Genomic DNA, 22,791 nt, shown 5'->3' on the forward strand with positions numbered 1-22,791 from the left:
TCACTGCCCCGAACGCTGGAAGGTGGCCCACAGGCCGAACCCGTGCATCGCCTGCACGTCGACCTCCATCGCCTCGAGCGTCCCGCGCGAGACGACCGCCCTGCCCTGCGTGTGCACCTGCTGCATGAGCCGTTCCGCCTCCTGCCGCGGGTGCCCGAAGTAGGTCTCGAACACGTAGGAGACGTAGCTCATGAGGTTGACCGGGTCGTTCCAGACGATCGTCACCCACGGGTCGTCGGTGCGCGTGTCCGCCGAGGTCTCGACGACCTCGTCGACGTCAGGCGAAGCGGCGGTCACGCGCCCACTCTAGGCACGCCGACGGGCGGTCGGCACCGCCCCGGTCCTAGCGTGGGGTCATGTCGCCGACCTCGCTGCTCACCGACCGCTACGAGCTCACGATGCTGCAGGCGGCGTTGCGCGACGGCACCGCGAGCCGCCGCTGCGTCTTCGAGGTGTTCACGCGCCGTCTCCCGCCCGGCCGCCGCTACGGCGTGGTCGCGGGGACGGGCCGGTTCCTCGAGTCGCTCGCGGACTTCAGGTTCGGGACCGCCGAGCTGGACTGGCTGGCCGACGAGCGCATCGTCGACGACCCGACGCTCGCCTACCTCGCCGACTACCGGTTCACGGGCGACGTCGTCGGGTACGCGGAGGGCGAGGTGTTCTTCCCGTCGTCGCCCGTGCTGGTGGTGTCCGGGACGTTCGCCGAGGCCGTCCTCCTCGAGACCCTCGCGCTCTCGGTGCTCAACCACGACTCAGCGGTCGCGTCCGCGGCCTCGCGCATGACGAGCGCCGCCGTCGACCGGCCGTGCCTGGAGATGGGCTCGCGACGCGCGCACGAGGAGGCGGCGGTGGCTGCCGCACGTGCGGCAGTGGTCGCGGGGTTCGCGGGGACCTCGAACCTCGAGGCCGGGCGGCGCTACGGGCTCGCGACGATCGGGACGGCCGCGCACGCGTTCACGCTCCTGCACGACGACGAGGCGGCCGCGTTCGCCTCCCAGGTCGCCTCGCTCGGCGCCGCGACGACGCTGCTCGTCGACACGTACGACGTGCGGGCCGGCGTCGAGCGCGCGCTCGCGGCGGCCGGGACCTCGCTCGGAGCGGTGCGGCTCGACTCGGGCGACCTCGCCGGGCTGGCGGGCGAGGTGCGCCACCAGCTCGACGCCGCGGGTGCGCACGACACGAAGATCGTCGTGACCTCCGACCTCGACGAGCACGCGATCGCCGCCCTCGCGGTCGCGCCGGTCGACGTCTACGGGGTCGGGACCTCCGTCGTCACGGGTTCGGGCGCGCCCACGTGCGGGATGGTCTACAAGCTCGTCGCACGCGAGGAGGTCGACGGCCGGATGCGGCCCGTCGCGAAGGCGTCGACCGCGAAGACGTCGGTCGGTGGTCGCAAGGCCGCGGCACGCCGGCTCGGCGCGGACGGTCGCGCGGTGGCCGAGGTGCTGGTCCAGGGGCCCGACGAGCTCGTGCGGGCGTGGACCGCCCCTGCCGGCGGGGACGAGGGCGTCGAGGGAGCCGACCGTCTGCGTGCGCTGCATGTGCCGCTGATCTCGGCCGGCGTGGTGGACCCGAGCCGGATCGGTCCCGACGCCGTGGTGGCCGCAGCACGTCGGCACCGCGCCTCGCGGGACGAGCTGCCGCGCGGGGCGCGGCGGCTGTCGGCCGACGAGGCCGCGGTGCCGACGGTGGAGCTGAGGCTGCAGGGCTGAACCCCGCGCGTGCGACCGGCCGCAGCCGGTCGGGTCAGGCTCTGCGTCCTCGGCCCACCAGGCCGAGGACGAGGCTGACGACGAGCACGATCACGCCGATCCAGATCAGGAACGAGCCGATGTTGGTCGCGACGCCCAGGACGAGCAGCACGACGCCGACCAGGATGAGGATGAGCCAGGCGGGCATGGGTTGACCCTTTCGTACGGTCACCAGAAGGGCGTTCCCCGGGGGTACCCGGCACCCTTGACATACGACGAGCCTCGCAGCGGAGCGCGCCCCCCGCACGCGGGGTGCAGAACTTGCGCGTTCGCCCGTCGCTGCTACGTGGGCATTTGTCCAGCGCGCTGACCTGCGACGACGCCAGACGTGCTCGTGTCCGCGTTCTGAGACAACCCTTGCCGTCCCTTCGACGGCAGGAGTATGAATCAGCGCTTGCCGACGAACCACCCGCGGACCATCGCGACCCGCGCGGTGAGCTGGTCCGGGTCGGCCAGCGCGACCTCCGGACCGCCGCACCGGCGCCGGAGCTCGGAGTGCACCGAACCGTGCGGCTGTCCGCTGCGTCGCGCCCAGGCGCTGACGAGCTGGGCGAGCTCCTTGCGCAGCTCGGCCTGCTTGCGGTGGTCCATCTCCTCGACGGGCACGGCCGCCGCGGCGCTCCTGCGCCGGCCGCTGACCTGGTCCGCCTGGCGCTGGCGCAGCAACGCGGAGACCTGGTCCGGCTCGAGCAGTCCAGGTAGCCCGAGGAAGTCGAGCTCCTCGTCCGACCCGACGTCCGCGCCGGTGCCGAACTCGCCCCCGTCGAACAGCACCCGGTCGAACGAGGCCTGCGCCTCGAGCGCCTCGAACGTGCCCTGCAGACCGTCCGGGCCTACGGCGTCGGGCCCGTTGCGCTCCGCGTTCGCCGCGGCGAGCAGGCCGGCCTCGGGGTCGTACCCCTCGCCGTCCTCCTCCGCCGTCCTGGGGCGGTCGAGTGCGTGGTCGCGTTCGAGCTCGAGCGTGCCCGCCAGTGCCAGCAGCTGCGGCACCGACGGCAGGAACACCGACGCCGTCTCACCGCGCCGCCGCGCGCGCACGAACCGCCCGACCGCCTGCGCGAAGAACAGCGGCGTCGCGGTGCTCGTCGCGTACACGCCCACCGCGAGCCGCGGGACGTCGACCCCCTCCGAGACCATCCGCACCGCGACGAGCCAGCGCGAGTCGCCCGCGGCGAACTCGTCGATCCGGTCGCTCGCCCCGTCGTCGTCGGACAGCACGACCGTGGGCGAGGCGCCCGTGAGGCGCGCGAGGTGCCCGGCGTACGCGCGCGCGTCCGTCTGGTCGGTCGCGATGATCATCGCGCCGGCGTCCGGCACCGTCCGGCGTACCTCGGTGAGCCTGCGGTCCGCGGCGGCCAGCACGCTCGGGATCCACTCGCCGCCCGGGTCGAGCGCGGTGCGCCAGGCCTGCGCGGTCAGGTCCTTGGTGAGCGGCTCGCCGAGCCGCGCGCTCACCTCGTCGCCCGCACGCGTGCGCCAGCGCATGCTGCCGCTGTAGGACAGGAAGAGCACCGGGCGCACGACGTGGTCGCGCAGCGCGTCGCCGTAGCCGTACGTGAAGTCGGCGACCGACCGGCGGATGCCCTCGCCGTCCGGCGCGTACGTGACGAACGGGATCGAGGCCGTGTCCGAGCGGAACGGCGTTCCCGTGAGCGAGAGCCGTCGCGTCGCACCCTCGAACGCCTCGCGCACCGCATCGCCCCAGGACAGCGCGTCGCCGCCGTGGTGCACCTCGTCGAGGATGACGAGCGTCGGCGCGGCGGACGTGCGCGCGGCGTGCAGCGCGGGCTTGCTCGCGACCTGCGCATACGTCACCGCGACGCCGTCGAAGCCGTGGCCGTGCCGGCCCTGCGCGTTGGTGAACGCCGGGTCGAGCCGGATGCCGACACGTGCCGCCGCATCCGCCCACTGGCGCTTGAGGTGCTCGGTGGGTGCGACGACCGTCACGCGACGCACGATGCGCGCCTCGAGCAGCTCGGTCGCGATACGCAGCGCGAACGTCGTCTTGCCGGCCCCGGGCGTCGCGACCGCGAGGAAGTCCCGCGGCGCGGCCGCGCGGTACTGCACGAGCGCGTCGGCCTGCCAGGCACGCAGCTTGTCGGCCGTTCCCCACGGCGCACGCGACGGGAACGCCGGCGGCAGGTGCGATGCCGCCGACGACGACGCGTGGCTGGTGGGGAGCGGCTGCGGGTCCGCGCTCAACGGGCGGACGAGCCGCGACCGAAGCCCCAGCGCCGGCCTGAGCCGCCGCCCCCGCCTGCTCCCCCGGAGCCCTCGTCGCCGTCCTGCGGCGGGCGCAGGCCCTCGTAGATCTGCTTGCACGCGGGGCACACCGGGAACTTGTTCGGGTCACGGCCCGGCACCCAGACCTTGCCGCACAACGCGATGACGGGCTTGCCGGTCACGGCAGACTCGGTGATCTTCTCCTTGCGCACGTAGTGCGCGAAGCGCTCGTGGTCCCCGGGCTCGGTCTGTTCGGTGGTCTCGATGCGCTCGAGGACGCTCGTGCCCGTGCCGGCCCCGCTCCCCTGGTCCGGACCGAACGGGTCGTCGGGTCCGGACGGCTGGGACAGGGGCTCACTCATGGCCGCGAGTCTACGTCGGGGCTCCGACACGACGACGAGCCGTCCGCTACAGGCCCTGCCACGCGGGCTTGGCCGCGTACGTCTCGCGGAAGTAGTCCGCGAGCTGCAGACGGGAGGCCGCGGCGTCGTCGACGAGCACCGTGACGTGCGGGTGGTGCTGCAGCACCGTGCCCGGCCACATGGCCGAGACGGGCCCCTCGACGAGCTGGTGGACGGCCTCCGCCTTGCCCCGGCCCTGCGCCAGCAGCACGAGGTGGCGCGCCGACATGATCGTCGCGAGGCCCTGCGTGAGGCAGTGCGTGGGCACCTGGTCGACATCGCCGCCGAAGAAGCGCGCGTTGTCCTCGCGGGTCTGGCGCGTCAGCGTCTTGATGCGCGTGCGCGACGCGAGCGACGAGCCCGGCTCGTTGAACGCGACGTGCCCGTCCGTGCCGATGCCGAGCAGCTGCAGGTCGACACCGCCCGCGTCCGCGATCGCCCGCTCGTAGGCGGCGCAGGCCGCGACGAGGTCGTCGGCCAGGCCGTCCGGGCCGTGCACCGCACCGGGCGCGAAGTCCACGCGTGACGCGATCTCGGTCTCGATGACGTTGCGGTAGCGCTCGGGGTGCTGGGCCGGCAGCCCGACGTACTCGTCGAGCATGAACGCGCTGGCCTGCGCGAACGAGAGGCCGTCGCTCTCGTGGCGGCGGGCGAGCTCGTCGTAGACCGCGAGCGGGCTCGACCCGGTCGCGAGGCCGAGGACCGCCTGCGGACGGACCCGCAGCAGCTTCTCGATCGCGTCGGCGGCGATGCGCGCGAGCTCGGGGCCCGGCGCGATGACGACCTCCATCAGGAATCCTTCCGTCCTGCGAGGGCGGCGCCGACCGCACCGACCGGCACCCCCAGCGGTGCGAGCCGCACCCGGCTCGCGAGGTCTGCCGCCGCGAGGAACGGTGAGCTCGCCGCCTGCCGGTCGAGCTCACCGACGAGCGCGTCGAGCAGCGGCGCGCCCAGCGAGCTCACGCCCCCGCCGATGACGATACGGTCCACGTCGCACGTCAGCACCAGGATCCGCACGGCCGCGGCGACGGCCGCGACGAACTCGTCGCGGATCCGGATCGCGACCGCGTCGCCGCCGGCCGCGGCCTCGAACACCTCGGCGGGGGCGGGCCGGCCGGTGCGCGAGGGCCACTGGGCGTCGAGCGCCGAGCCGGACGCGTACCGCTCGAGGCAACCGACCTGACCGCACTTGCAGGGCAGCCCGTCGGGCAGGTAGCGCAGATGACCGATCTCGCCCGCCGCGAGGTGCGGACCGCGGCGCAGCCGCCCCTCGAGCAGCAGCCCGGCCGCGAGGCCCGTGCCGAGCGCGACGAACGCGAGGTCGTCCGCGGGGCCCTCGCCGGCGGTCTCGATGAGGTGGGCGGCGCCGAGCACCGCGACGTTGAGGTCGTTCTCGACCCGCACACGCACGCCGCCGAGCTGCTCGCTGATCATCGCCGCCAGCGGCACGCTGACCTCGATCCCGAGGTTCACGGCGTTCTCCACCGTGCCGTGCTCGGGGTCGACGACCCCGGGCACGCCGACGCCGACACCCGCGAGGTCCTCGGGCCGCAGCCCGATCCGTGCCGCGAGCACGCGCACCGCCGCGACGACGCCGGCCGCGACCGCCGCGGCGCCGGGCTGGGTCGCCGTGCGGTGCTCCGCCACGACGCTCCCGGCCCCGTCCAGCAGGATCGCCAGCGACTTGGTGCCGCCGATGTCGACGCCCACCGACCACTGGGTGCTGTTCACGTCCGTCCTCTCGTCCCGAATCTCGATGCCGGCCAGCTCGCGGTGCCGGGCGTCAGCCCTTGACGGCACCCGACACGAGGCCGGAGGTCATCCGGTTCTGGACGAAGAGGAAGAACACGATCACCGGGATCGCGATGAGCGTAGACGCGGCCATCACCTGACCCCAGTCGACACCGCGCTGCGCGGATGCGGACAGGAAGTTGCTCAGCCACAGGGGCAAGGTCGCCCGGTCACCGGACGGCAGGGCGATCAGCGCGACGGTGTACTCGTTCCAGGCCTGCAGGAACGCGTACACACCCGAGGCGACGAGACCCGGCGCGAGCAGCGGGAACGTGATCCGCAGGAAGGCCTGGAACCGGGACAGCCCGTCGACCATGGCGGCCTCCTCCAGGTCCGCCGGGACGCCGGCGACGAAGCCGCGCAGCATCCAGATGGTGAAGGGCACGATCGCCGCGGTGTACAGCACGGAGATGCCGATCACGGAGTTCAGCAGGTTGGCGTTCGACAGCATCTTGTACTGCGCGATGAACAGGCCCTCCGCGGGCAGCATCTGGACGAACAGCACGGCCAGGATGAACGTCGTGCGGCCCTTGAACCGCCAGCGGCTGATCGCGAGCGCCGCGAGGAACGCGAACGCCAGGACTGCGACGACCGTCGTGATCGTGATGACGACGCTCATCTTGAGCGAGTTCGAGAAGCCGTCACCCGACATCGCGGCGCGGAAGTTCGCGAGCGTCGCGTGGACGGGGAGGAACTCCGGGGTCGTCGTGCGCAGCCATGCGTTCGGCGTGAACGCGGACAGCACCATCCAGTAGACCGGGAAGATCCAGGCGAGCGAGATGCCGATCGCGAGGAGGCTCAGCAGGATCTTGCCGATCTTGCGGCGCCGGGCGCCGGGGGCGTGCTGAGTGCGGGCGACGTCGCTCGCGTGCAGGTGGATCGACGGGGCGGTCGCGGTGCTCACAGCGCGTCCTCCTTCATGAGGCTGCGGACGTACGGCCAGCTGAGCACGACGGTGAGCGCGAGGACGAAGAGCGCGACTGCCGCCGCCCCGCCGAAGTCACCCTTGCCGATGCCCATCTGGTAGATGAAGTTGCCGAGAAGGTTCGTCTCGGAGACGGGCGCCCCGGACTGCTGCAGCAGGTTGATCTGCGCGAACACTCTCAGGTCCCAGATGATCTGCAGGAGCAGCACGATCGAGATCACCGGCCGGATCATCGGCAGCAGGATCCGCATCGTGATGTTCCAGGGGCCGGCGCCGTCGATGCGGGCGGCCTCGAGGACCTCGTCGGGGACCGACGTCAGGCCCGCGTAGATCGACAGTGCGACGAACGGCACCGACATCCACACGATGATGACCGTCGCGACGAAGAAGAAGCTCCACGGCTTGGCGAGCCATGAGAAGCCCTGGAAGAAGTCGAGGCCGATCGAGGTCAGGAACCAGTTGACGACACCGGTGCGGAAGTCGAACAGCCACTTGAAGACCGTGACGGCCGCGACCATCGGCATCGCCCAGGCGAGCAGGAGCGAGACCTGCAGGATGATCCGGACGACCTTGTTCACCGCGCGCATCAACAGCGCGAAGCCGAGTCCGAGGGCAACCGTGAGGAACGCGTTGACCAGGCAGAACGCGATCGAGCGGACCACGACGGCCCACAGGTCGGGGGCCGTGAAGACCCGGACGAAGTTGTCGAGCCCGACGAAGACGGCCGGCTGACCGAACTGCTGCTCGAGGCCGTACTGGCGCATCGAGTTGAGGATCTGCCAGTAGATCGGGTATCCGAGGCCCAGCAGCAGGATGACCACCGCGGGGATCAGGAGCAGGTACGGGCTGGCCTTGAAGGTGCGGCGCGAGGGCACGGGGACCTGCGCGGCGGGCCCGGCCGCGGGGGCCGGCGACCCGCTCGAGGGCACGCCAAGGGCGACGTTCTGGGACATGGGGGGGTTCTCTCTCCTGCGCTCGGCCGCAGCGGTGCGGCCGGGGCCCGTCCGCGGGGACCGTGCGGTCCCCGCGGACGGAGGGGGTCAGGATCCGGATCAGGACCCTGTCCGGCAGGATCCCCGGGTGCCGGGGGCGCGAGCGCCCCCGGCGTGGGTGACGGGGCGGGCGTCAGCCCGCTGCGCCACCGTTGAGCATCGGCGTGAGCTTGGCGTCGTACTCGGTCGCCAGCGCCGCCACGTCGCCGCCGTCGGCGATCTTCTGGAAGAGCTCCTCGTAGACGAAGGCGCCCTCGATGGCCGCCCAGCCCGGCGCGGCCGGGGTGAGCTTGGAGTTCGCAGCCGTCTCGATCGCGGTCTGCGCGAACTTGTCGTCGCCGAGCGAGCTCACGTAGTTCTTGTTCGCCGGGCCGAGACCGTTCTTGCCCAGCAGCTCCTGGAACTCCTGCGTGAACATGATGCGCAGCAGGTTCTCCGCGAGCTCCGGGTGCTCCGACTTCGCCGAGATGGCGAGGTTCGAGCCACCCGCGAACACCGGCGCGACGCCGCCGTCGACGCCCGGCAGGGCGAAGATGTCGAACTTGGTGTCGTCGGCCATGCCGTCGCGCACCTCGTCGCCGGCGTCGTTCGTCGTCATGTCACCGATCGACCAGCGGGCCCAGCCCGGCGCCATGATGGTCGCGGCGGCCGGCGGCTCGCCGTTGGTGCCGTCGTTCAGGAAGTCCCAGTACGCCACGTCGCGCTGCTCGGAGGGCAGGTTGGACGCCGTCTTGTAGATCTCCTGCCACTGCTCGAGACCCTTGATGGTGTTGGGGTCCGAGAGCGTCGAGGTCCAGGTGGTGCCGTCCACCGTCGCGAGCTCGCCGCCGTTGGCGAAGACCCACGAGATGCCGTTGCGCCAGTCCTGGCCGCCCATCGCGAAGCCCGACTGCGTGTCGGTCCGGAGCTTGGCGACCGACTCGCTGAACTCGGAGAGCGTCTTGGGCGCCTCGAGGCCGGCGGCCGTCCAGATGTCCTTGCGGTAGAACATGTAGCGCGAGCCGAAGTAGTAGGGCACCGCGTAGACCTTGCCGTCGACCGTGCCCGCGTCCACGAAGGACTGCAGCAGGTTCTCGCCGCCGAGCTCCTCGTAGATCGGGGTCAGGTCGCGGAACGCACCGACGGTCGTGAAGGTCGGCGACTGGGTGTTGCCGATCTCGACGACGTCGGGGGTGTTGGCGGCGTCGGGCAGCGCGGTCGTCAGCTTGGTGATGAGGTCGCCCCAGGAGACCTCCTCGATCTTGAGCGTCGAACCGGGGTTCTCGGCCGCGAACGTCGTCGTCAGGTAGTCACCGACGGCGGGGATCGTGTCGGGCGTCAGCCAGAGGGTGATCTCGGCGGCCTCAGGGGCGGCGGAGGTCTCACCGCCGGCCGTGGGCGTCTCCGACGGCGTGTCGTCGCCGCTGCACGCGGTGAGCGTGAGCGCCGCCACCACACCGAGGGCCGCGAAACGTAGGATCTTCACGTTGGGGTTCCTCCTGTGAGCGAGGCGAACGCCGGATGGCGGTCGCCGGGTGGTGCTTCGACCTGCAAGGGGGCGGCTCGGGGTCGTCACGTGACCCCGAGCTGCCCTGACAGGACCAGGACTGCCGCACCGGCCAGTACCCCGTCCTCGTCGAGCGAGCCCATCCGCATCGTCAGCTCGTGCCCGATGACGGGCATGGTCCGCGCGCGGATGGTGGTGAGCGCCGCTTCGAGCAAGGGGCCGTCCAGCAGCTCCGGCGGGCCGGAGAGCAGGACCTCCTCGAGGTCGAGCGTGCTGACGACGGGTGCCAGGCTGATGCCGAGCAACCGTCCGACCGACGCCAGGGCGGCGTCGGAGTCCTGGGGGTCGAGACCGGCGATGCGACGGCGCAGGGCCGGCACGCTCAGCACGGTCTCGAGGCAGCCCCTGCGTCCGCAGGCGCACGGGTAGGGCGTCTCGCCCGCGGTCTCGTCGTCGACGACCGTGACGTGGCCGATCTCGCCGGCCGCGTTGTGGCGGCCCGAGACGAGCGCGCCGTCCACGACGACGCCCGAGCCGACACCCTGGCCGACCGTCACGACGATCGCGCCCGAACCGGACGCGGTGCCGTACGTGAACTCGCCGAGCGCACGCGTGTTGGCGTCGTTCGCGACGTGCACCGGCACGCCGAGCCGCCGCTCGAACAGGGCGCTCAGCGGCAGGTCGGACCAGCCGAGGTTGGGGGCCGCGACGACGCGGCCGTCGGTGTCGATGACGCCGGGCGACGCGATGCCGACGCCGAGCACGGGATGCTGCGCGTCCGCGAGGAGCTGGCGGCACAGCGTCTCGAGCAGGTCGACCGCCGCGTCCCCCGTCACACCGTCGAGCGGCGCCTCGCGCCGCGAGACCACCTCCCCGACGAGCGAGACGACGGCACCCTGCATCCGCGTGTCGTCGGCGAGGTCGACGGCGACCACCTGGAACGACTCGGTGCGCATCGCGACGAACGTCGCCGGCTTGCCGACCTTGCCCTCGGCACGGATGCCGAGCTCCTCGACGAGGCCCTCGGCCATGAGGTCTGCCACGAGGCCCGAGACGGTCACCCGGGTCAGCGACGTGGAGCGCGCGATGTCGGCACGGGACGAGGCACCCTCGTGGAACAGGTGCGCCAGGACGAGCGAGCGGTTGTGCGCCCGAGCGTGCTCGGGCAGCGCCTTCGCCGTGGGCCGCAGGGCCCGGCGGGGTGCTCCGGCACGCATCGCGGCGGGGCTCGTCGTCGTGGTCACGTTTGTTAGTAGAACTTCCTTATTAATCAAAGTCAACCCCGATCTGTGACCGTGACCACATCGTGACCATCCGTTCACCCGGACGAATCGCGGCACCCGCGCATCCGCGCACCCGCACCGTCGGAAACGTCGTGCGAGCGCGACGCCGTACCTGTCACGATGCACGCCGTGAGCAGCGCCGACACGTCCACGCCCCCTGCCGACACACCCACCGCCCCCGCCGAGCCCGTCGGCGGGGCCCCCACCTGGGACCTCCTCGAGATCCCGACGGGGCCGGGCACGCCGTTCGACGACCCGCAGGTCGCCTGGGGCCAGGCGGGCCTCTCGGCGGTGCAGTGGGAGGTCGAGCAGGACTCGCGCGGGTACGTCGACCACTGGGCTCCGCTGCCCGTATGGGTCGGGATCCTGCGCGACGACTCCTACGAGCGGCGGGTGCTGCGGGTCGCCGTGCGCTCCGGCACCGGTCCCACCCCCACGGCGGACGACGTGATCGGCGCCGCCGTGACCTTCCTGCCCCGGCACGACAACACCCGCACGGCGTCGGTGTATGCACTCGTCCGACCGGCGGCGCGCGGTCACGGCCTGGGCGCCGCGCTGCTCGCGGACGGCGAGGCGATCGCCGCCCGCGAGGGCAGGACCACCGTCATCGCCCAGTCGGCCGCCGAGCCGGAGCCGCCCACGGGGCCTGGTGCCGTCGTGCCCTCGACCGGCAGCGGCCGGGTGGGCGCGACGACGCCCGCCGCGCGCCTGGCCCGGCGGCGCGGGTACACGCTCGAGCAGGTCGCCCGCTCGTCGTGCCTGCGCCTGCCCGTTCCCGACGAGACGTTCGCACGCCTCGACGCGCAGGTCACGGCCGCGCGTGACGCCGACGCGTACACAGTGCACACGTGGTGGCACACGGTCCCCGAGGAGTGGCACGAGCAGCTCGCGGTCCTGTTCGGCCGGATGTCCACCGACGCCCCCACGGGTGGGCTCGACGTCGACGAGGCGGCCTGGGACGCCGCGCGCGTACAGGCCCACCTCGCGGCGCACGACGATCAGCGCCAGATCCTGCTGTTCTCCGTCGCGGAGCACCGGTCGACCGGCACGCTCGCGGCGTTCACCATCCTGCAGCTGCCCGACTTCGAGAACATCCCGTTCGCGTTCCAGCAGGACACGCTCGTCCTGCGCGAGCACCGGGGCCGGCGGCTGGGCCTGCGGATCAAGCTCGCCAACCTGCGCGAGGCCGTCCGGCGCCGCCCGTACCTCGAGCGCGTGCACACCGTGAACGCCGACGAGAACGCGCCGATGCTCGCGATCAACGTCGCGATGGGCTTCGCGCCCGACGGCTCGATGGGGATCTGGCAGCGCCACCTGCCGCCCGGTGGTCCTGTGCAGCCGCCCGGCGGGTCGCACTAGGTTGGACCTCGGCCGCGCGCAGCGGCCCCGCCCGGCGCCGTCGTCGGGAACCACCGCGGAACCATCGCGGAACCATCGCTGAACGACCGCCGCCCCGGAGGGAACCACACGTGTCCACGCACCCGATCGACGCCACCACGACGAGCGCCTGGGAGGCGCTGTCCGAGCACGAGGCGGCGCTCACCCCCGACCTGCGCGGCTGGTTCGCCACCGATCCGGGCCGGGCCGAGCGCCTCACGCTGCAGCTCGCCGACCTGCACGTCGACCTGTCGAAGAACCTCGTGACCGACGAGACGCTCGCGCTGCTGGTGCAGCTCGCCGAGCAGACCGGCGTCGCCGATCGGCTCGCGGCCATGCTGCGCGGTGACCACATCAACGTGACCGAGGACCGCGCGGTCCTGCACACCGCGCTGCGGCGGCCGGCGGGGGCCTCCCCCGCGCTCGTCGTCGACGGGCAGGACGTGGACGGTGACGTCCAGGCGGAGCTCGCGAAGATGTCGGCGTTCGCGGACAAGGTGCGCTCGGGCGAGTGGACCGGCGTGACGGGCGAGCGCGTGCGCACGGTCGTGAACATCGGCATCGGCGGTTCCGACCTCGGCCCCGTGATGGTCTACGAGGCCCTCAAGCCGTACGTGCAGGACGGCCTGGAGGTGCGGTTCGTCTCCAACATCGACCCCGCCGACCTCGCCGAGAAGGTCAAGGACCTCGACCCGACGACGACGCTGTTCATCGTCGCGTCCAAGACCTTCGGGACGCTCGAGACGCTGACCAACGCCCGTCTGGCGCGCACGTGGCTGTGGGAGCGGCTCGTGGCCGCGGGCGCGATCGCGGACGACGACGACGCGCGCACCGCCGCCGTCGCGAAGCACTTCGTCGCGGTCTCGACCGCGCTGGACAAGGTCGCGGCGTTCGGCATCGACCCGACCAACGCGTTCGGGTTCTGGGACTGGGTCGGCGGCCGGTACTCGGTGGACTCGACGATCGGCACGTCCATCGCGATCGCGATCGGGCCGGACGGCTTCCGCGACTTCCTCGCGGGCTTCCACGCGGTCGACGAGCACGTCGCGACCACGCCGTTCGAGCGCAACGTGCCCGTCCTGATGGGCCTGCTCAACGTCTGGTACGTCAACTTCCTCGGCGCCCACACGCACGCCGTGCTGCCCTACGCGCAGTACCTGCACCGGTTCCCGGCGTACCTGCAGCAGCTCACGATGGAGTCGAACGGCAAGTCCGTGCGCTGGGACGGCACGCCGGTCACCACGCAGACGGGCGAGGTGTTCTGGGGCGAGCCCGGCACCAACGGGCAGCACGCGTTCTACCAGCTCATCCACCAGGGCACGCGCCTGATCCCGGCGGACTTCATCGCGGTCGCCAACCCCGCGCACCCGCTGCAGGACGGCGGCGTCGACGTGCACGGCCTGTTCCTGGCCAACTTCTTCGCGCAGACCAAGGCGCTCGCGTTCGGCAAGACGGCCGACGAGGTGCGCGCCGAGGGCACGGCCGAGGACATCGTCCCGGCCCGCGTCTTCACCGGGAACCGGCCGACGACGTCGATCCTCGCCGCCGCGCTCACGCCGTCCGTCGTCGGGCAGCTCATCGCGCTCTACGAGCACATCACGTTCGTCCAGGGCGCGGTGTGGGGCATCGACTCCTACGACCAGTGGGGGGTCGAGCTGGGCAAGAAGCTCGCGCTCGAGATCGCGCCCGCGGTCCAGGGCGACGCCGCCGCGCTCGCGGCGCAGGACCCCTCGACGCGGTCCCTCATCGCGACGTACCTGGAGCTGCGCTCCTGACAGCGCCCGGCCGATGACGCCGGCGGGTGCGGGCGCACGACCGCCCTCACCCGCCGGCGTCGGTCACGGTGCGACCAGCACCCGGCCCACTCCTCCCTTCTCGGCGTCGGACATCACGTGCGTCACGAACGAGTAGGTGCCCGCGGCCGGGAAGGTCAGCTCGACGAACCCGCCCTCGGCCGGTTGCAGGGCCAGCACCTGCGAACCGCCCGAACCGGTCGAGCCGCCGTCCCGCAGCGTGTAGTCGCCCTCGCGGAAGACGGTGTCGAACTGGCCGCCGACGACGTGGAACGCGCTCGGCCGGTTGGGACCGGCGTCGAGCACCCAGAACCGGACCCGCTCACCGGCGACCGCGGTCAACGGCCGGTCGCGGTACTGGTTCGCGTACCCGTTGAACACCACGAGGTCGGGGACCTCGCCGGCGACCTTTGCGGCGTCGACCTCGCCGCCCTGCGCCCCGAGGTACAGCTCGTGCTGGACGACCACGAACTGCCGATCGACCTCGGGCAGGCCGTCCGGTTCGATCACGACCGCACCGAGCATGCCGTTGGCGATGTGCACCGACATCGGCATCGTGGAGCAGTGGTACATCCAGATGCCCGAGCGCGTGGCGGTGAACCGGTAGGTCAGCGTCTCGCCCGGCGCGATGGTGCGCATGACGTCGTCGGGGGCGAGCGCGCCGGCGTGGAAGTCGATCGAGTGGCCGATCGAGCCGTCGTTGACCAGCGTCACGACGAACGTGTCCCCGACCCGGCCGTGCAGCACGGGCCCGGGCGCCTGCCCGCCGAACGTCCACAGCCGCTGCGTGACGCCGGGCGCGACCTCGCGCACCACCTCCTGCACCGTCAGCGTGATGCGGTGCGTCACGGGGCCGTCGTCCGCAGGCAGCGGGTCGAGCGCCGCGTCGCGTGCGACGAACGAGGCATCGGGCTCGGCCATGAGGTCCAGATCCTGCGCGGCCGAGGGCGTGCTCGCGTCCGTCGTCGGGTCCATGTGGTGCGCGTGCTCGTCTGCGGCCGTCGGGTCGGCGCTCGGGTCGGCGCTGGTAGCCGCGGCTGCCTCGACGGCGTCACCCGTCGCGACGATCTGGAGCGTCATGCCCATCAGCCGGTGACCCGCGACCGAGCACCAGGCGTCGAGGTCGGCGCCGACGACGCCGACGTCCACCTCCGCGACCTCGTCCGGCGCGAGACGCCCGGAGGTCGCGCCGGTCTCGACGACGAGGTCGTGCACGTCGGTGTCGGCGTTGGTCACCCGGATCACGAGCCGGTCGCCCGCGGGCACCTCGATGCGCGCGGGCGAGAACCGCATGTCCTGCGCCTGCACGTCGACGGTCGTCGTGCGACCCGTCGCCACGACCCCGTCGCTCGCGTCGGCCGTCGCGAGCCCGGCCGCGGCCGGGTCGGCGACCACTCCGAGCACGACGGCGAGCGCGAGCGCCCCGACGCCGACCGCGAGCGCGCCCGACGTCGCGGGTCGCCGGGTCGAGCTGGCGTCCGCGGGCACGGGCGTGCGACGAGCCCGGCCGGCGATCAGCACCGCGCGCACGGCGAGCACGAGGAACGCCGCCAACGCGCCGAGCACGACGAGCGAGACGACGACCCGCACCGTGCTCGGCACGGGCGCGCAGAACAGCAGCAACCCGCCGTTGACGAGCACGAGCCGCACGACGGCCCCGCGGTCGAGCTCGGCCGCCGTGCGTCGCGAGACCGCCGGTCCGCCGCCGAGCACGACCGGCAGCAGGTGGCACAACGAGGCGACCAGCACCTGTGCCGCGAAGCCGACCGCGAACGGCGCGACGAGCCCGCGCACCCGGTCCGCGGCGACGTCCCAGCCCGGTGCGGCGGCGACCACGGCACCGAACGCGAGCACCGAGCCGACGAACCACGTGAGCGACGCCGCGAGCGCGGCCGGCGCGTACACCGGCGGGACGTGGACCGGTGCGGTCCGCGGCACGAAGTCGCGTGCGGCGTTCGCGGCCACGACGGGGGCGGCCGCCCGGCGCTGACGCCACATCGAGGCGCCGACGAGGGCCGCACCCCCGGCGATCACGACGCAGCCGACGGGCACGAGAGCGCGCAGGCCCGTCGCGACGGCGACGACGATCACACCGAGCCCGGCCAGCACCACGAGCAACGACCGGCGCCCCGCTGCCTCGTCGGACGGCTCGATGCGCGCGTGCTGCACCGTGGGCCACAGCACCTGCAGCGTGCCGAGCACGGTCGTCGCGACCCAGCCGACGAGCGTGATCACGACGTGCGCGACGTACAGGCGCCCGTGCAGCTCGTCGCCCATCGTGCCGCGCGCGAGGACCACGCCGCAGGCCACGCCCACGGGAAGCAGCGCACCCGCGACCACGTACCACCGCGCGAGCGGTGCGAACCGGGTCGGGAAGCCGCCGCGCAGCTGACGTCCGATGACGACGGCCTGCGTGCCGGCGACCGCGGCGACGAGGACCGCACCGGCCACGACGAGCCCGAGGTTCGGCACCGTGAGACCTGCGACGACGAGCAGCGCACCGGCCGTATGCGCGCCGATCCGCACCGTGAGCCCGCGCGGGCCACCCGGCGCCGGCCGGCGCAGCAGCGTGTCGGCGAAGTGCTGGCTCCACAGCAGGATGGCGGTGCTCACGGCGCCCAGCAGCAGCACGTGCACCATGAGCCACTGAGCCGCAGGGATCCAGCGATGGGCGATGGTCAACGCCACGGCGCCCGCGAGCCAGGCCAGTACGAGCGAGTTGGCCCGCAGGTGCCACGTCGCGCGCGTCATGCCGGGACCTGCGCGCTCGCCACGTCGGGCACGGCGGCCGTGCGGGCCCGCGCAGGCGGGCGGGCCGGTGCGGGCGGGCGGGCCGGTGCAGGCGTGCGGGCCGGTGCGCCCCGCAGCGCGCTCGACGCCGCGACGACGACGAACGCCAGCACGGCGACGATGTTGCCGACTCCGCCGGCTCGCACGGCCCAGGCCTGATCGTGGGCGTCACCCACCAGCAGCCGCAGCACGAGCGTCGCGTGGAGCAGCGCGAGTGGGACGTACATGACCGGCCGGTACGGCAGGGGGCGGCGCAGCACCGCCGGCAGGATCACGGGCGCGTGCGCCATGACCATCGACATGACGAAGCCGAGGAAGACGGCGTGCAGCACCGCGTCGTACCGCACGCCGCCGGTCGCCGGCCCTCCGACCAGCCAGATCGCTCCCGCGACGGCGAGCCAGGCGAACGACGCGAGCATGGCGACGGCCATGAACCGCGGCAGCCCGCGGCCCCGAACGGTCCGCCGGGCGACGTCGAACCGCACGAGCACGGCGACGAGCCCGACGAGCGCCGCGCCGACGAGGGCGGTGCCCGGCGCGGGCCACAGCAGCGCCGCCGCTGCGCCGCCGACGAGCCCGAGCGACGCCGCGACCAGGCCGCGTTCGGCCACGGGCGGAACAGGCGTGATCCGCATGAGCTCGAGCCGCTCACCGGCGATCGTCAGGACGAGGAACGCGACGAGCCAGGGTGCCAGCGCGGGGACGGGGACGCCCGCCGCCCACAGTGCTGCCGCCCCGAGCGCCGCGAGCGCACCGAGGCCCTGCACCGCGATCGCGGCGTCGGCCCGTCGCCGCCAGGCCGCGACGTACAGCGCGACGAGCACGCCCGCCCCGACGATCTGGCACACCTGGCCCGCGGCGAGCGGCGCCGACGAGACGAGCAGCAGCGCGCCGAGCCCGAGCAGCCCGGGCGCGGCCCAGGCCCACGGCCTCGCGCGCTCCCCCGCACCCGCGGGCGCCAGCGCGACGGCGCGCTCGAGCGCGACGAGCGTCCCGACGAAACCGAGCACCATCAACGGCCCGTGCACGACGGGGAGCCGCTCGGTGCTCACCGGCGCGGGCAGACCCAGCAGCAGCAACGCCGAGTCGAGCCCGGCGAGCATCGCCAGACCCGCCGGGAGCAGGAGGGCGATGCGCAGCGGCGGCGTGCGCCTGGACGGCTTTTCCACGGAATCACCGTATAAATCGGCGCGCTGCGCACGTGGGACGGAGGTCCCTGGCCAGCGATGGTCTGCGGGCGGCGACCTCCACGTCCATCGTCGGCAGGCCGGCGGACCAGCAGTAGGCCGGACCCTGCGGGAGCTCACCACCGACACGCGCCGCACGATCGGGACGTCGGCCCTGTGCGCTCGTTGTGCGACGTCGGATACTGCAGGGATGAGTCCCCCACGACGCAGCCACGCCGAGCGCACGCTCGCGTCCGCGAGCCGCGTCGACCTGCTCCATCTGCTGCAGCGGGGTGGCAGCCACACGGTCAACGAGCTCTCGGCTGCGACCGGGCTGCACGAGAACACGACACGCGAGCACCTGGCCCGGCTCGTCGCCGACGGGTACGCGGTGCGCGCCCCCGAGCGCCGGGCGGTGCGCGGCCGGCCACGGATGCTCTACCGGGCGTCGACCGCGGACGACGCGCGCGTCGACCCCGTTGCCGTCGGTCGGCTCGAGGAGTCGATCGCGCAGGTCGCCCTGACCCGCGTCCTGCTGGACGGTTTCGGCCGGGACCTCGGCTCCACCAGCGACGCGGCGCGCGAGGCCGGCCACGCCCTGACAGGTCCGGGCGGTCAGCTCGAGCCCCACATCGAGCAGACGGTGCCCGTCGACGCGAGCGCGACCGACCGCGAGGCACGCCAGCTCGACGCGCTCGAGGCGCACCTCGACCGCCTCGGCTTCGACCCGGAGCGTCGCGACGGCGCGCTGCGCATCGACCTGTGGCGCTGCCCGTTCCTCGAGCTCGCGCGCGAGCGCCCGGAGGTGGTGTGCAGCGTGCACCTCGGGCTTGTGTCGGGCGTGCTCGAGACCGCGGGCGGGCCGATCGCCGCGCACGCGCTGCGCCCGTTCGTCGGACGTGAGCACTGCGTGCTGGAGCTGCGCCGCGACACCGCGGACGCCTGACTGGGCCTTTCGGCCTTTTTTCACGGTCCTCGCCGTGGCATATGGTACGACGAGCGGTGATCCTGTGAGGAACACCCCGAGCCAGGAGGTCTCATGACCGCGCAGCACATCGACATCACGAACGCGCCGGCGCCGGCCGCGCACACCTGCGGTTGCGGCGGCCACGACGAGCCCGAGCCCGTGCTCGACGTGCGACCGATCCCGCACGCCATCCGGCACGCGACGGTCTTCGGCGCGTTCGACGCGATCGCCCCGGGCGGTTCCCTCGTCATCATCGCGCCGCACCTGCCGCGTCCGCTGCTCGCGCAGCTCGCCGAGCGCGCGCCGATCGAGACAGAGGTCCTCGTCGACGGCCCCGACGCCTGGACCGTGCGCATCACGCGAACCGCCGGCTGACCCGCCACCCCAGCCGGGGTGTGCCACCCTGGGCGCGTGGACGGGGTGCGGGCACGGGTCGACGCGTGGTGCTGGGCGATCCGGCTGTTCCCGACGAGGACCGCGGCGGGCGCCGCCTGCCGCGCCGGGCACGTGCGGGTCAACGGCGAACGGGCCAAACCCGCGACGATCGTCGTGCCGGGTGACGAGGTGCACGTGCGGGGCGGTGCGCGCGAGCGGATCGTGATCGTGCAGCGCACCATCGTCAAGCGGGTCTCCGCGGAGGCCGCCGCGACCTGCTACCTCGACCGGTCCCCCGTCGTCCCGCCCAAGGAGCAGGTCGCGCTCGCCGGCTCGCGCGAGCGCGGCGCGGGCCGTCCGACCAAACGCGACCGCCGCATGATCGAGCGCCTGCGCGGGCACTGAGGTCGCGCAGGCGAGTCGGTTGGCAGACCGGCGAGAGCCAGCCAGACTGGTCCCGGCCGCGGGAACGCGCGCCGGCCGGACCCCGACCCACACCAGGAGCAGGACATGAGCGAACCCGTGCAGCACCGCGACGAGGACCTGTCCGCCTCCGCCTCACGTGCCGTGATGGTGTTCTTCGCGTTCGTGCTCTTCGCACTCGGGCTCGGCGCGTTCGCCATCTCGTTCGACGTCGTCGAGGCCGCCCGGCCGTGGGTCTTCTTCGGCGGCATCGTGGCGATCTCGCTCGCGTTCGCGATCCCGACGACGATCGTCCCGGCCCTCGAGGACCGCTGACGCCGCGGCGGTCGACGTGAGAGGACCCGGGCGGATCGCAGGGGTGACCTTCGTCTCACGAATGCCCTGACGGGGGCTCCTACGGTCGGCGGTGAGAGCAGTTTCACCGTTGCACCGCCCGGACCTTCCTTGGGGATCTCGTGGACACCGTCGACCACACGTCACACCGCCGTCACCGCCGGGCTCGCGCCCTCGCGTTGCTCGTCCCGCTCCTCGCCGTGCTGGCGGGTTGCAGCGAGTCGACCGGCGCGACCGAGAACTCCGGGCACGGCGGCGAGGCCAGCCTGGTGCTGCCCGACCTGAGCTCGGTCACCGTGCTCGGCGGCATGTCCGGCACGGTGCTGCTGGCGCTCGGGCTGGTCATCTGCGCCGCGGGCCTCGCGTTCGGCGTCGCGACGTACCTGCAGATGCGCAAGCTCGAGGTGCACTCCTCGATGCGCGAGATCTCCGAGCTCATCTACTCGACCTGCAAGGCGTACCTCACGCAGCAGGGCAAGTTCCTGATGGTGCTGTGGGCGTTCATCGCCGCGGTGATCGTCGTCTACTACAAGGTGCTCGTGGAGTTCGCGTGGGGCAAGGTCGCGATCGTCATCGCGTTCTCGCTCATCGGCATGGCCGGCTCGTACTCGGTCGCGTGGTTCGGCATCCGCGTGAACACGCTGGCCAACAGCCGCGTGGCGTTCGCGAGCCTGCGCGGCAAGCCCCTGCCGCTGCACCGCATCCCGTTGAAGTCGGGCATGAGCATCGGCATGGTGCTCATCAGCCTCGAGCTCACGATGATGCTGCTCATCCTGCTCGTGCTCCCCCGCGACATCGCGGGCGCGTGCTTCATCGGCTTCGCGATCGGCGAGTCCCTCGGGGCGAGCGCGCTGCGCATCGCGGGCGGCATCTTCACCAAGATCGCGGACATCGGCTCCGACCTGATGAAGATCGCGTTCAAGATCAAGGAGGACGACGCCCGCAACCCCGGCGTGATCGCCGACTGCACGGGCGACAACGCGGGCGACTCGGTGGGCCCGTCGGCCGACGGCTTCGAGACCTACGGCGTCACGGGCGTCGCGCTGGTGACCTTCGTGCTCCTCGCCGTGCCCGATCCGGCCGTGCAGGCCTCGCTGCTGGTCTGGATCTTCGTCGTGCGCGCGGTCATGATCGTCGCCTCGGCGGCGTCGTACCTGCTCAACGACGCGTACACCACCTACCGCTACCGCAACGCGGACCGGATGAACTTCGAGACCCCGCTCTCGAGCCTGGTCTGGCTGACGTCCGCCGCGTGCATCGTCGCGACGTTCATCACCACCTGGTTCGTGCTGTCCGAGTCCGGCGCGAGCGGGCACTGGTGGCAGCTCGCGATCATCGTCTCGTGCGGCACCGTCGCCGGCGCGCTCATCCCCGAGCTCGTCAAGGTGTTCACCTCGACGTCCTCCAAGCACGTACGCGAGGTCGTCAAGGGCTCGCGTGCGGGTGGTCCGTCGCTCAACATCCTGTCCGGCCTGGTCGCGGGCAACTTCTCGGCGTACTGGCTGGGCATGACGATCGTCGGCCTCATGGGCGGCGCGTTCCTCATGAGCGAGCAGGGCCTGGACGAGCTCATGGCCGCGCCCGCGGTCTTCGCGTTCGGTCTTGTCGCGTTCGGCTTCCTCGGTATGGGCCCGGTGACGATCGCGGTCGACTCCTACGGACCCGTGACCGACAACGCCCAGAGCGTCTACGAGCTCTCCCAGATCGAGGACATCGACGGGATCGACGAGGAGCTGCTCGAGGAGTACGGCTTCGAGCCCACCTGGGACAAGGCCAAGCTCATGCTCGAGGAGAACGACGGCGCCGGCAACACGTTCAAGGCGACCGCCAAGCCCGTCCTCATCGGCACGGCCGTCGTCGGCGCCACCACGATGATCTTCTCGATCATCATGGGCCTGACCGCCGGTCTGACCGAGGGCATCGAGAACCTCTCGCTCATGCACCCGCCGTTCCTGCTCGGCCTGATCACCGGCGGTGCCGTGATCTTCTGGTTCACGGGTGCGTCGATCCAGGCGGTCACGACCGGCGCCTACCGGGCGGTCGAGTTCATCCGGGACACGATCCGGCTCGACGGCGTCACGAAGGCCTCCGAGGCGGACTCGCGTCGCGTCGTCGAGATCTGCACGCAGTACGCGCAGCAGGGCATGCTCACGATGTTCCTGGGCGTGTTCTTCGCGACCCTCGCGTTCGCCTTCGTCGAGCCGTACTTCTTCATCGGCTACCTCGTCTCGATCGCGACGTTCGGCCTCTACCAGGCGATCTTCATGGCCAACGCGGGCGGGGCGTGGGACAACGCGAAGAAGATCGTCGAGACCGATCTGCACGCCAAGGGCACCGCACTGCACGACGCGACGATCGTGGGCGACACCGTCGGCGACCCGTACAAGGACACGTCGTCGGTCGCGCTCAACCCGGTCATCAAGTTCACGACGTTGTTCGGGCTGCTCGCGGTCGACCTCGCGGTCTCGCTCACCGACGACGGTCGCGGCACGCTCGTGCACCTGCTGGCGGCGGCGTTCTTCCTCACCTCGACCGTGTTCGTCTGGCGCTCGTTCTACCGGATGCGGATCACGACTCCGCTGGAGGACCCGGGCGACGCCCCGCTCGTCCCCCAGCCCGCGACGGCCCCGGACGACGTCGTCGCCGACGCATCGACCTCGACCGCCACCACCCCGAACTCGTCCGACGAGGTCGCGTCGGCCGGCAGGAGCTGAT

At 72.5% G+C, this 22,791-nt stretch carries 20 protein-coding genes; 8 read left to right on the forward strand and 12 right to left on the reverse strand.

All coding sequences use genetic code 11. From position 1 onward, the window contains the following. On the reverse strand, positions 1-297 hold the full coding sequence (gene clpS, locus CCO02nite_RS07140; RefSeq protein ID WP_146842441.1) for an ATP-dependent Clp protease adapter ClpS: 297 nt from the start codon (positions 295-297) through the stop codon (positions 1-3). Positions 298-356: 59 nt separating this feature from the next. On the opposite strand from clpS, the gene CCO02nite_RS07145 reads away from it, so the two are divergent. Next, complete coding sequence (locus CCO02nite_RS07145) at positions 357-1,712, forward strand: nicotinate phosphoribosyltransferase (protein ID WP_146842442.1); 1,356 nt, start codon at positions 357-359, stop codon at positions 1,710-1,712. 34 nt (positions 1,713-1,746) lie between these two features. Here CCO02nite_RS07145 and CCO02nite_RS15645 read toward each other — a convergent pair whose 3' ends face one another. The 9 genes from CCO02nite_RS15645 to CCO02nite_RS07185 all read right to left on the reverse strand — a co-directional run bounded on the left by CCO02nite_RS15645 (position 1,747) and on the right by CCO02nite_RS07185 (position 10,813). Further along, on the reverse strand, positions 1,747-1,899 hold the full coding sequence (locus CCO02nite_RS15645; protein ID WP_186812607.1) for a hypothetical protein: 153 nt from the start codon (positions 1,897-1,899) through the stop codon (positions 1,747-1,749). A 239-nt stretch (positions 1,900-2,138) separates the two neighbouring features. Then, complete coding sequence (locus CCO02nite_RS07150; protein WP_146842443.1) at positions 2,139-3,953, reverse strand: DEAD/DEAH box helicase; 1,815 nt, start codon at positions 3,951-3,953, stop codon at positions 2,139-2,141. Next, on the reverse strand, positions 3,950-4,336 hold the full coding sequence (locus CCO02nite_RS07155) for a DUF3039 domain-containing protein (RefSeq protein ID WP_146842444.1): 387 nt from the start codon (positions 4,334-4,336) through the stop codon (positions 3,950-3,952). Before CCO02nite_RS07155 ends, CCO02nite_RS07150 begins: the two co-directional genes overlap by 4 nt. Positions 4,337-4,382: 46 nt before the next feature. Beyond that, positions 4,383-5,165 carry a glucosamine-6-phosphate deaminase gene (nagB, locus tag CCO02nite_RS07160; RefSeq protein ID WP_146842445.1) on the reverse strand — a complete coding sequence of 261 codons (783 nt, stop codon included), beginning with the start codon at positions 5,163-5,165 and terminating at the stop codon, positions 4,383-4,385. Next, positions 5,165-6,106: an ROK family protein gene (locus CCO02nite_RS07165; protein WP_246117406.1), complete on the reverse strand. Its 942-nt coding sequence runs from the start codon at positions 6,104-6,106 to the stop codon at positions 5,165-5,167. Before CCO02nite_RS07165 ends, nagB begins: the two co-directional genes overlap by 1 nt. Positions 6,107-6,158: 52 nt before the next feature. Continuing rightward, complete coding sequence (locus CCO02nite_RS07170) at positions 6,159-7,070, reverse strand: carbohydrate ABC transporter permease (protein ID WP_371862492.1); 912 nt, start codon at positions 7,068-7,070, stop codon at positions 6,159-6,161. Then, the gene (locus tag CCO02nite_RS07175; RefSeq protein ID WP_146842446.1) at positions 7,067-8,044 is read right to left on the reverse strand and encodes a carbohydrate ABC transporter permease; all 978 of its coding nucleotides are present in this window, start codon (positions 8,042-8,044) and stop codon (positions 7,067-7,069) included. Before CCO02nite_RS07175 ends, CCO02nite_RS07170 begins: the two co-directional genes overlap by 4 nt. Before the next feature lie 172 nt (positions 8,045-8,216). Continuing rightward, entirely contained in the window at positions 8,217-9,548 is a 1,332-nt protein-coding gene (locus CCO02nite_RS07180; RefSeq protein ID WP_146842447.1) for an extracellular solute-binding protein, read from the reverse strand. 86 nt (positions 9,549-9,634) lie between these two features. Next, positions 9,635-10,813, reverse strand: a complete 1,179-nt coding sequence (locus tag CCO02nite_RS07185) for an ROK family transcriptional regulator (protein WP_371862493.1) — start codon at positions 10,811-10,813, stop codon at positions 9,635-9,637. A gap of 168 nt (positions 10,814-10,981) precedes the next feature. Between CCO02nite_RS07185 and CCO02nite_RS07190 the strand changes: the two genes are divergently transcribed. Next, complete coding sequence (locus CCO02nite_RS07190; RefSeq protein ID WP_146842448.1) at positions 10,982-12,211, forward strand: GNAT family N-acetyltransferase; 1,230 nt, start codon at positions 10,982-10,984, stop codon at positions 12,209-12,211. Positions 12,212-12,321: 110 nt separating this feature from the next. Further along, the gene (pgi, locus tag CCO02nite_RS07195) at positions 12,322-14,004 is read left to right on the forward strand and encodes a glucose-6-phosphate isomerase (protein ID WP_146842449.1); all 1,683 of its coding nucleotides are present in this window, start codon (positions 12,322-12,324) and stop codon (positions 14,002-14,004) included. Positions 14,005-14,067: 63 nt separating this feature from the next. Here the strand turns inward: pgi and CCO02nite_RS07200 are convergent, their stop codons facing one another. Both CCO02nite_RS07200 and CCO02nite_RS07205 read right to left on the reverse strand, forming a co-directional pair. Then, positions 14,068-16,773, reverse strand: coding sequence for a multicopper oxidase domain-containing protein (locus tag CCO02nite_RS07200; RefSeq protein WP_146842450.1), 2,706 nt, complete (start codon positions 16,771-16,773; stop codon positions 14,068-14,070). Then, positions 16,770-17,981 carry a DUF8744 domain-containing protein gene (locus CCO02nite_RS07205; protein ID WP_246117407.1) on the reverse strand — a complete coding sequence of 404 codons (1,212 nt, stop codon included), beginning with the start codon at positions 17,979-17,981 and terminating at the stop codon, positions 16,770-16,772. Before CCO02nite_RS07205 ends, CCO02nite_RS07200 begins: the two co-directional genes overlap by 4 nt. Before the next feature lie 208 nt (positions 17,982-18,189). On the opposite strand from CCO02nite_RS07205, the gene CCO02nite_RS07210 reads away from it, so the two are divergent. From CCO02nite_RS07210 to CCO02nite_RS07230, 5 genes are all read left to right on the forward strand, one after another. Next, positions 18,190-18,924, forward strand: a complete 735-nt coding sequence (locus CCO02nite_RS07210) for a helix-turn-helix transcriptional regulator (protein ID WP_146842451.1) — start codon at positions 18,190-18,192, stop codon at positions 18,922-18,924. A gap of 93 nt (positions 18,925-19,017) precedes the next feature. Further along, a complete protein-coding gene (locus CCO02nite_RS07215; RefSeq protein WP_146842452.1) occupies positions 19,018-19,320 on the forward strand; it encodes a DUF2249 domain-containing protein in 303 nt (100 codons plus the stop codon). Positions 19,321-19,356: 36 nt separating this feature from the next. Continuing rightward, positions 19,357-19,725, forward strand: coding sequence for an RNA-binding S4 domain-containing protein (locus CCO02nite_RS07220; protein ID WP_146842453.1), 369 nt, complete (start codon positions 19,357-19,359; stop codon positions 19,723-19,725). A 105-nt stretch (positions 19,726-19,830) separates the two neighbouring features. Next, positions 19,831-20,058 (forward strand): hypothetical protein, encoded by a 228-nt coding sequence (locus CCO02nite_RS07225; RefSeq protein ID WP_146842454.1) that lies wholly within the window; start codon positions 19,831-19,833, stop codon positions 20,056-20,058. 140 nt (positions 20,059-20,198) lie between these two features. Further along, positions 20,199-22,790, forward strand: a complete 2,592-nt coding sequence (locus CCO02nite_RS07230) for a sodium-translocating pyrophosphatase (protein WP_146842455.1) — start codon at positions 20,199-20,201, stop codon at positions 22,788-22,790. The last annotated feature ends 1 nt before the right edge of the window (position 22,791 follow it).

This window comes from Cellulomonas composti (genome assembly GCF_007990245.1).
Classification (GTDB): Bacteria; Actinomycetota; Actinomycetes; order Actinomycetales; family Cellulomonadaceae; genus Cellulomonas; species Cellulomonas composti.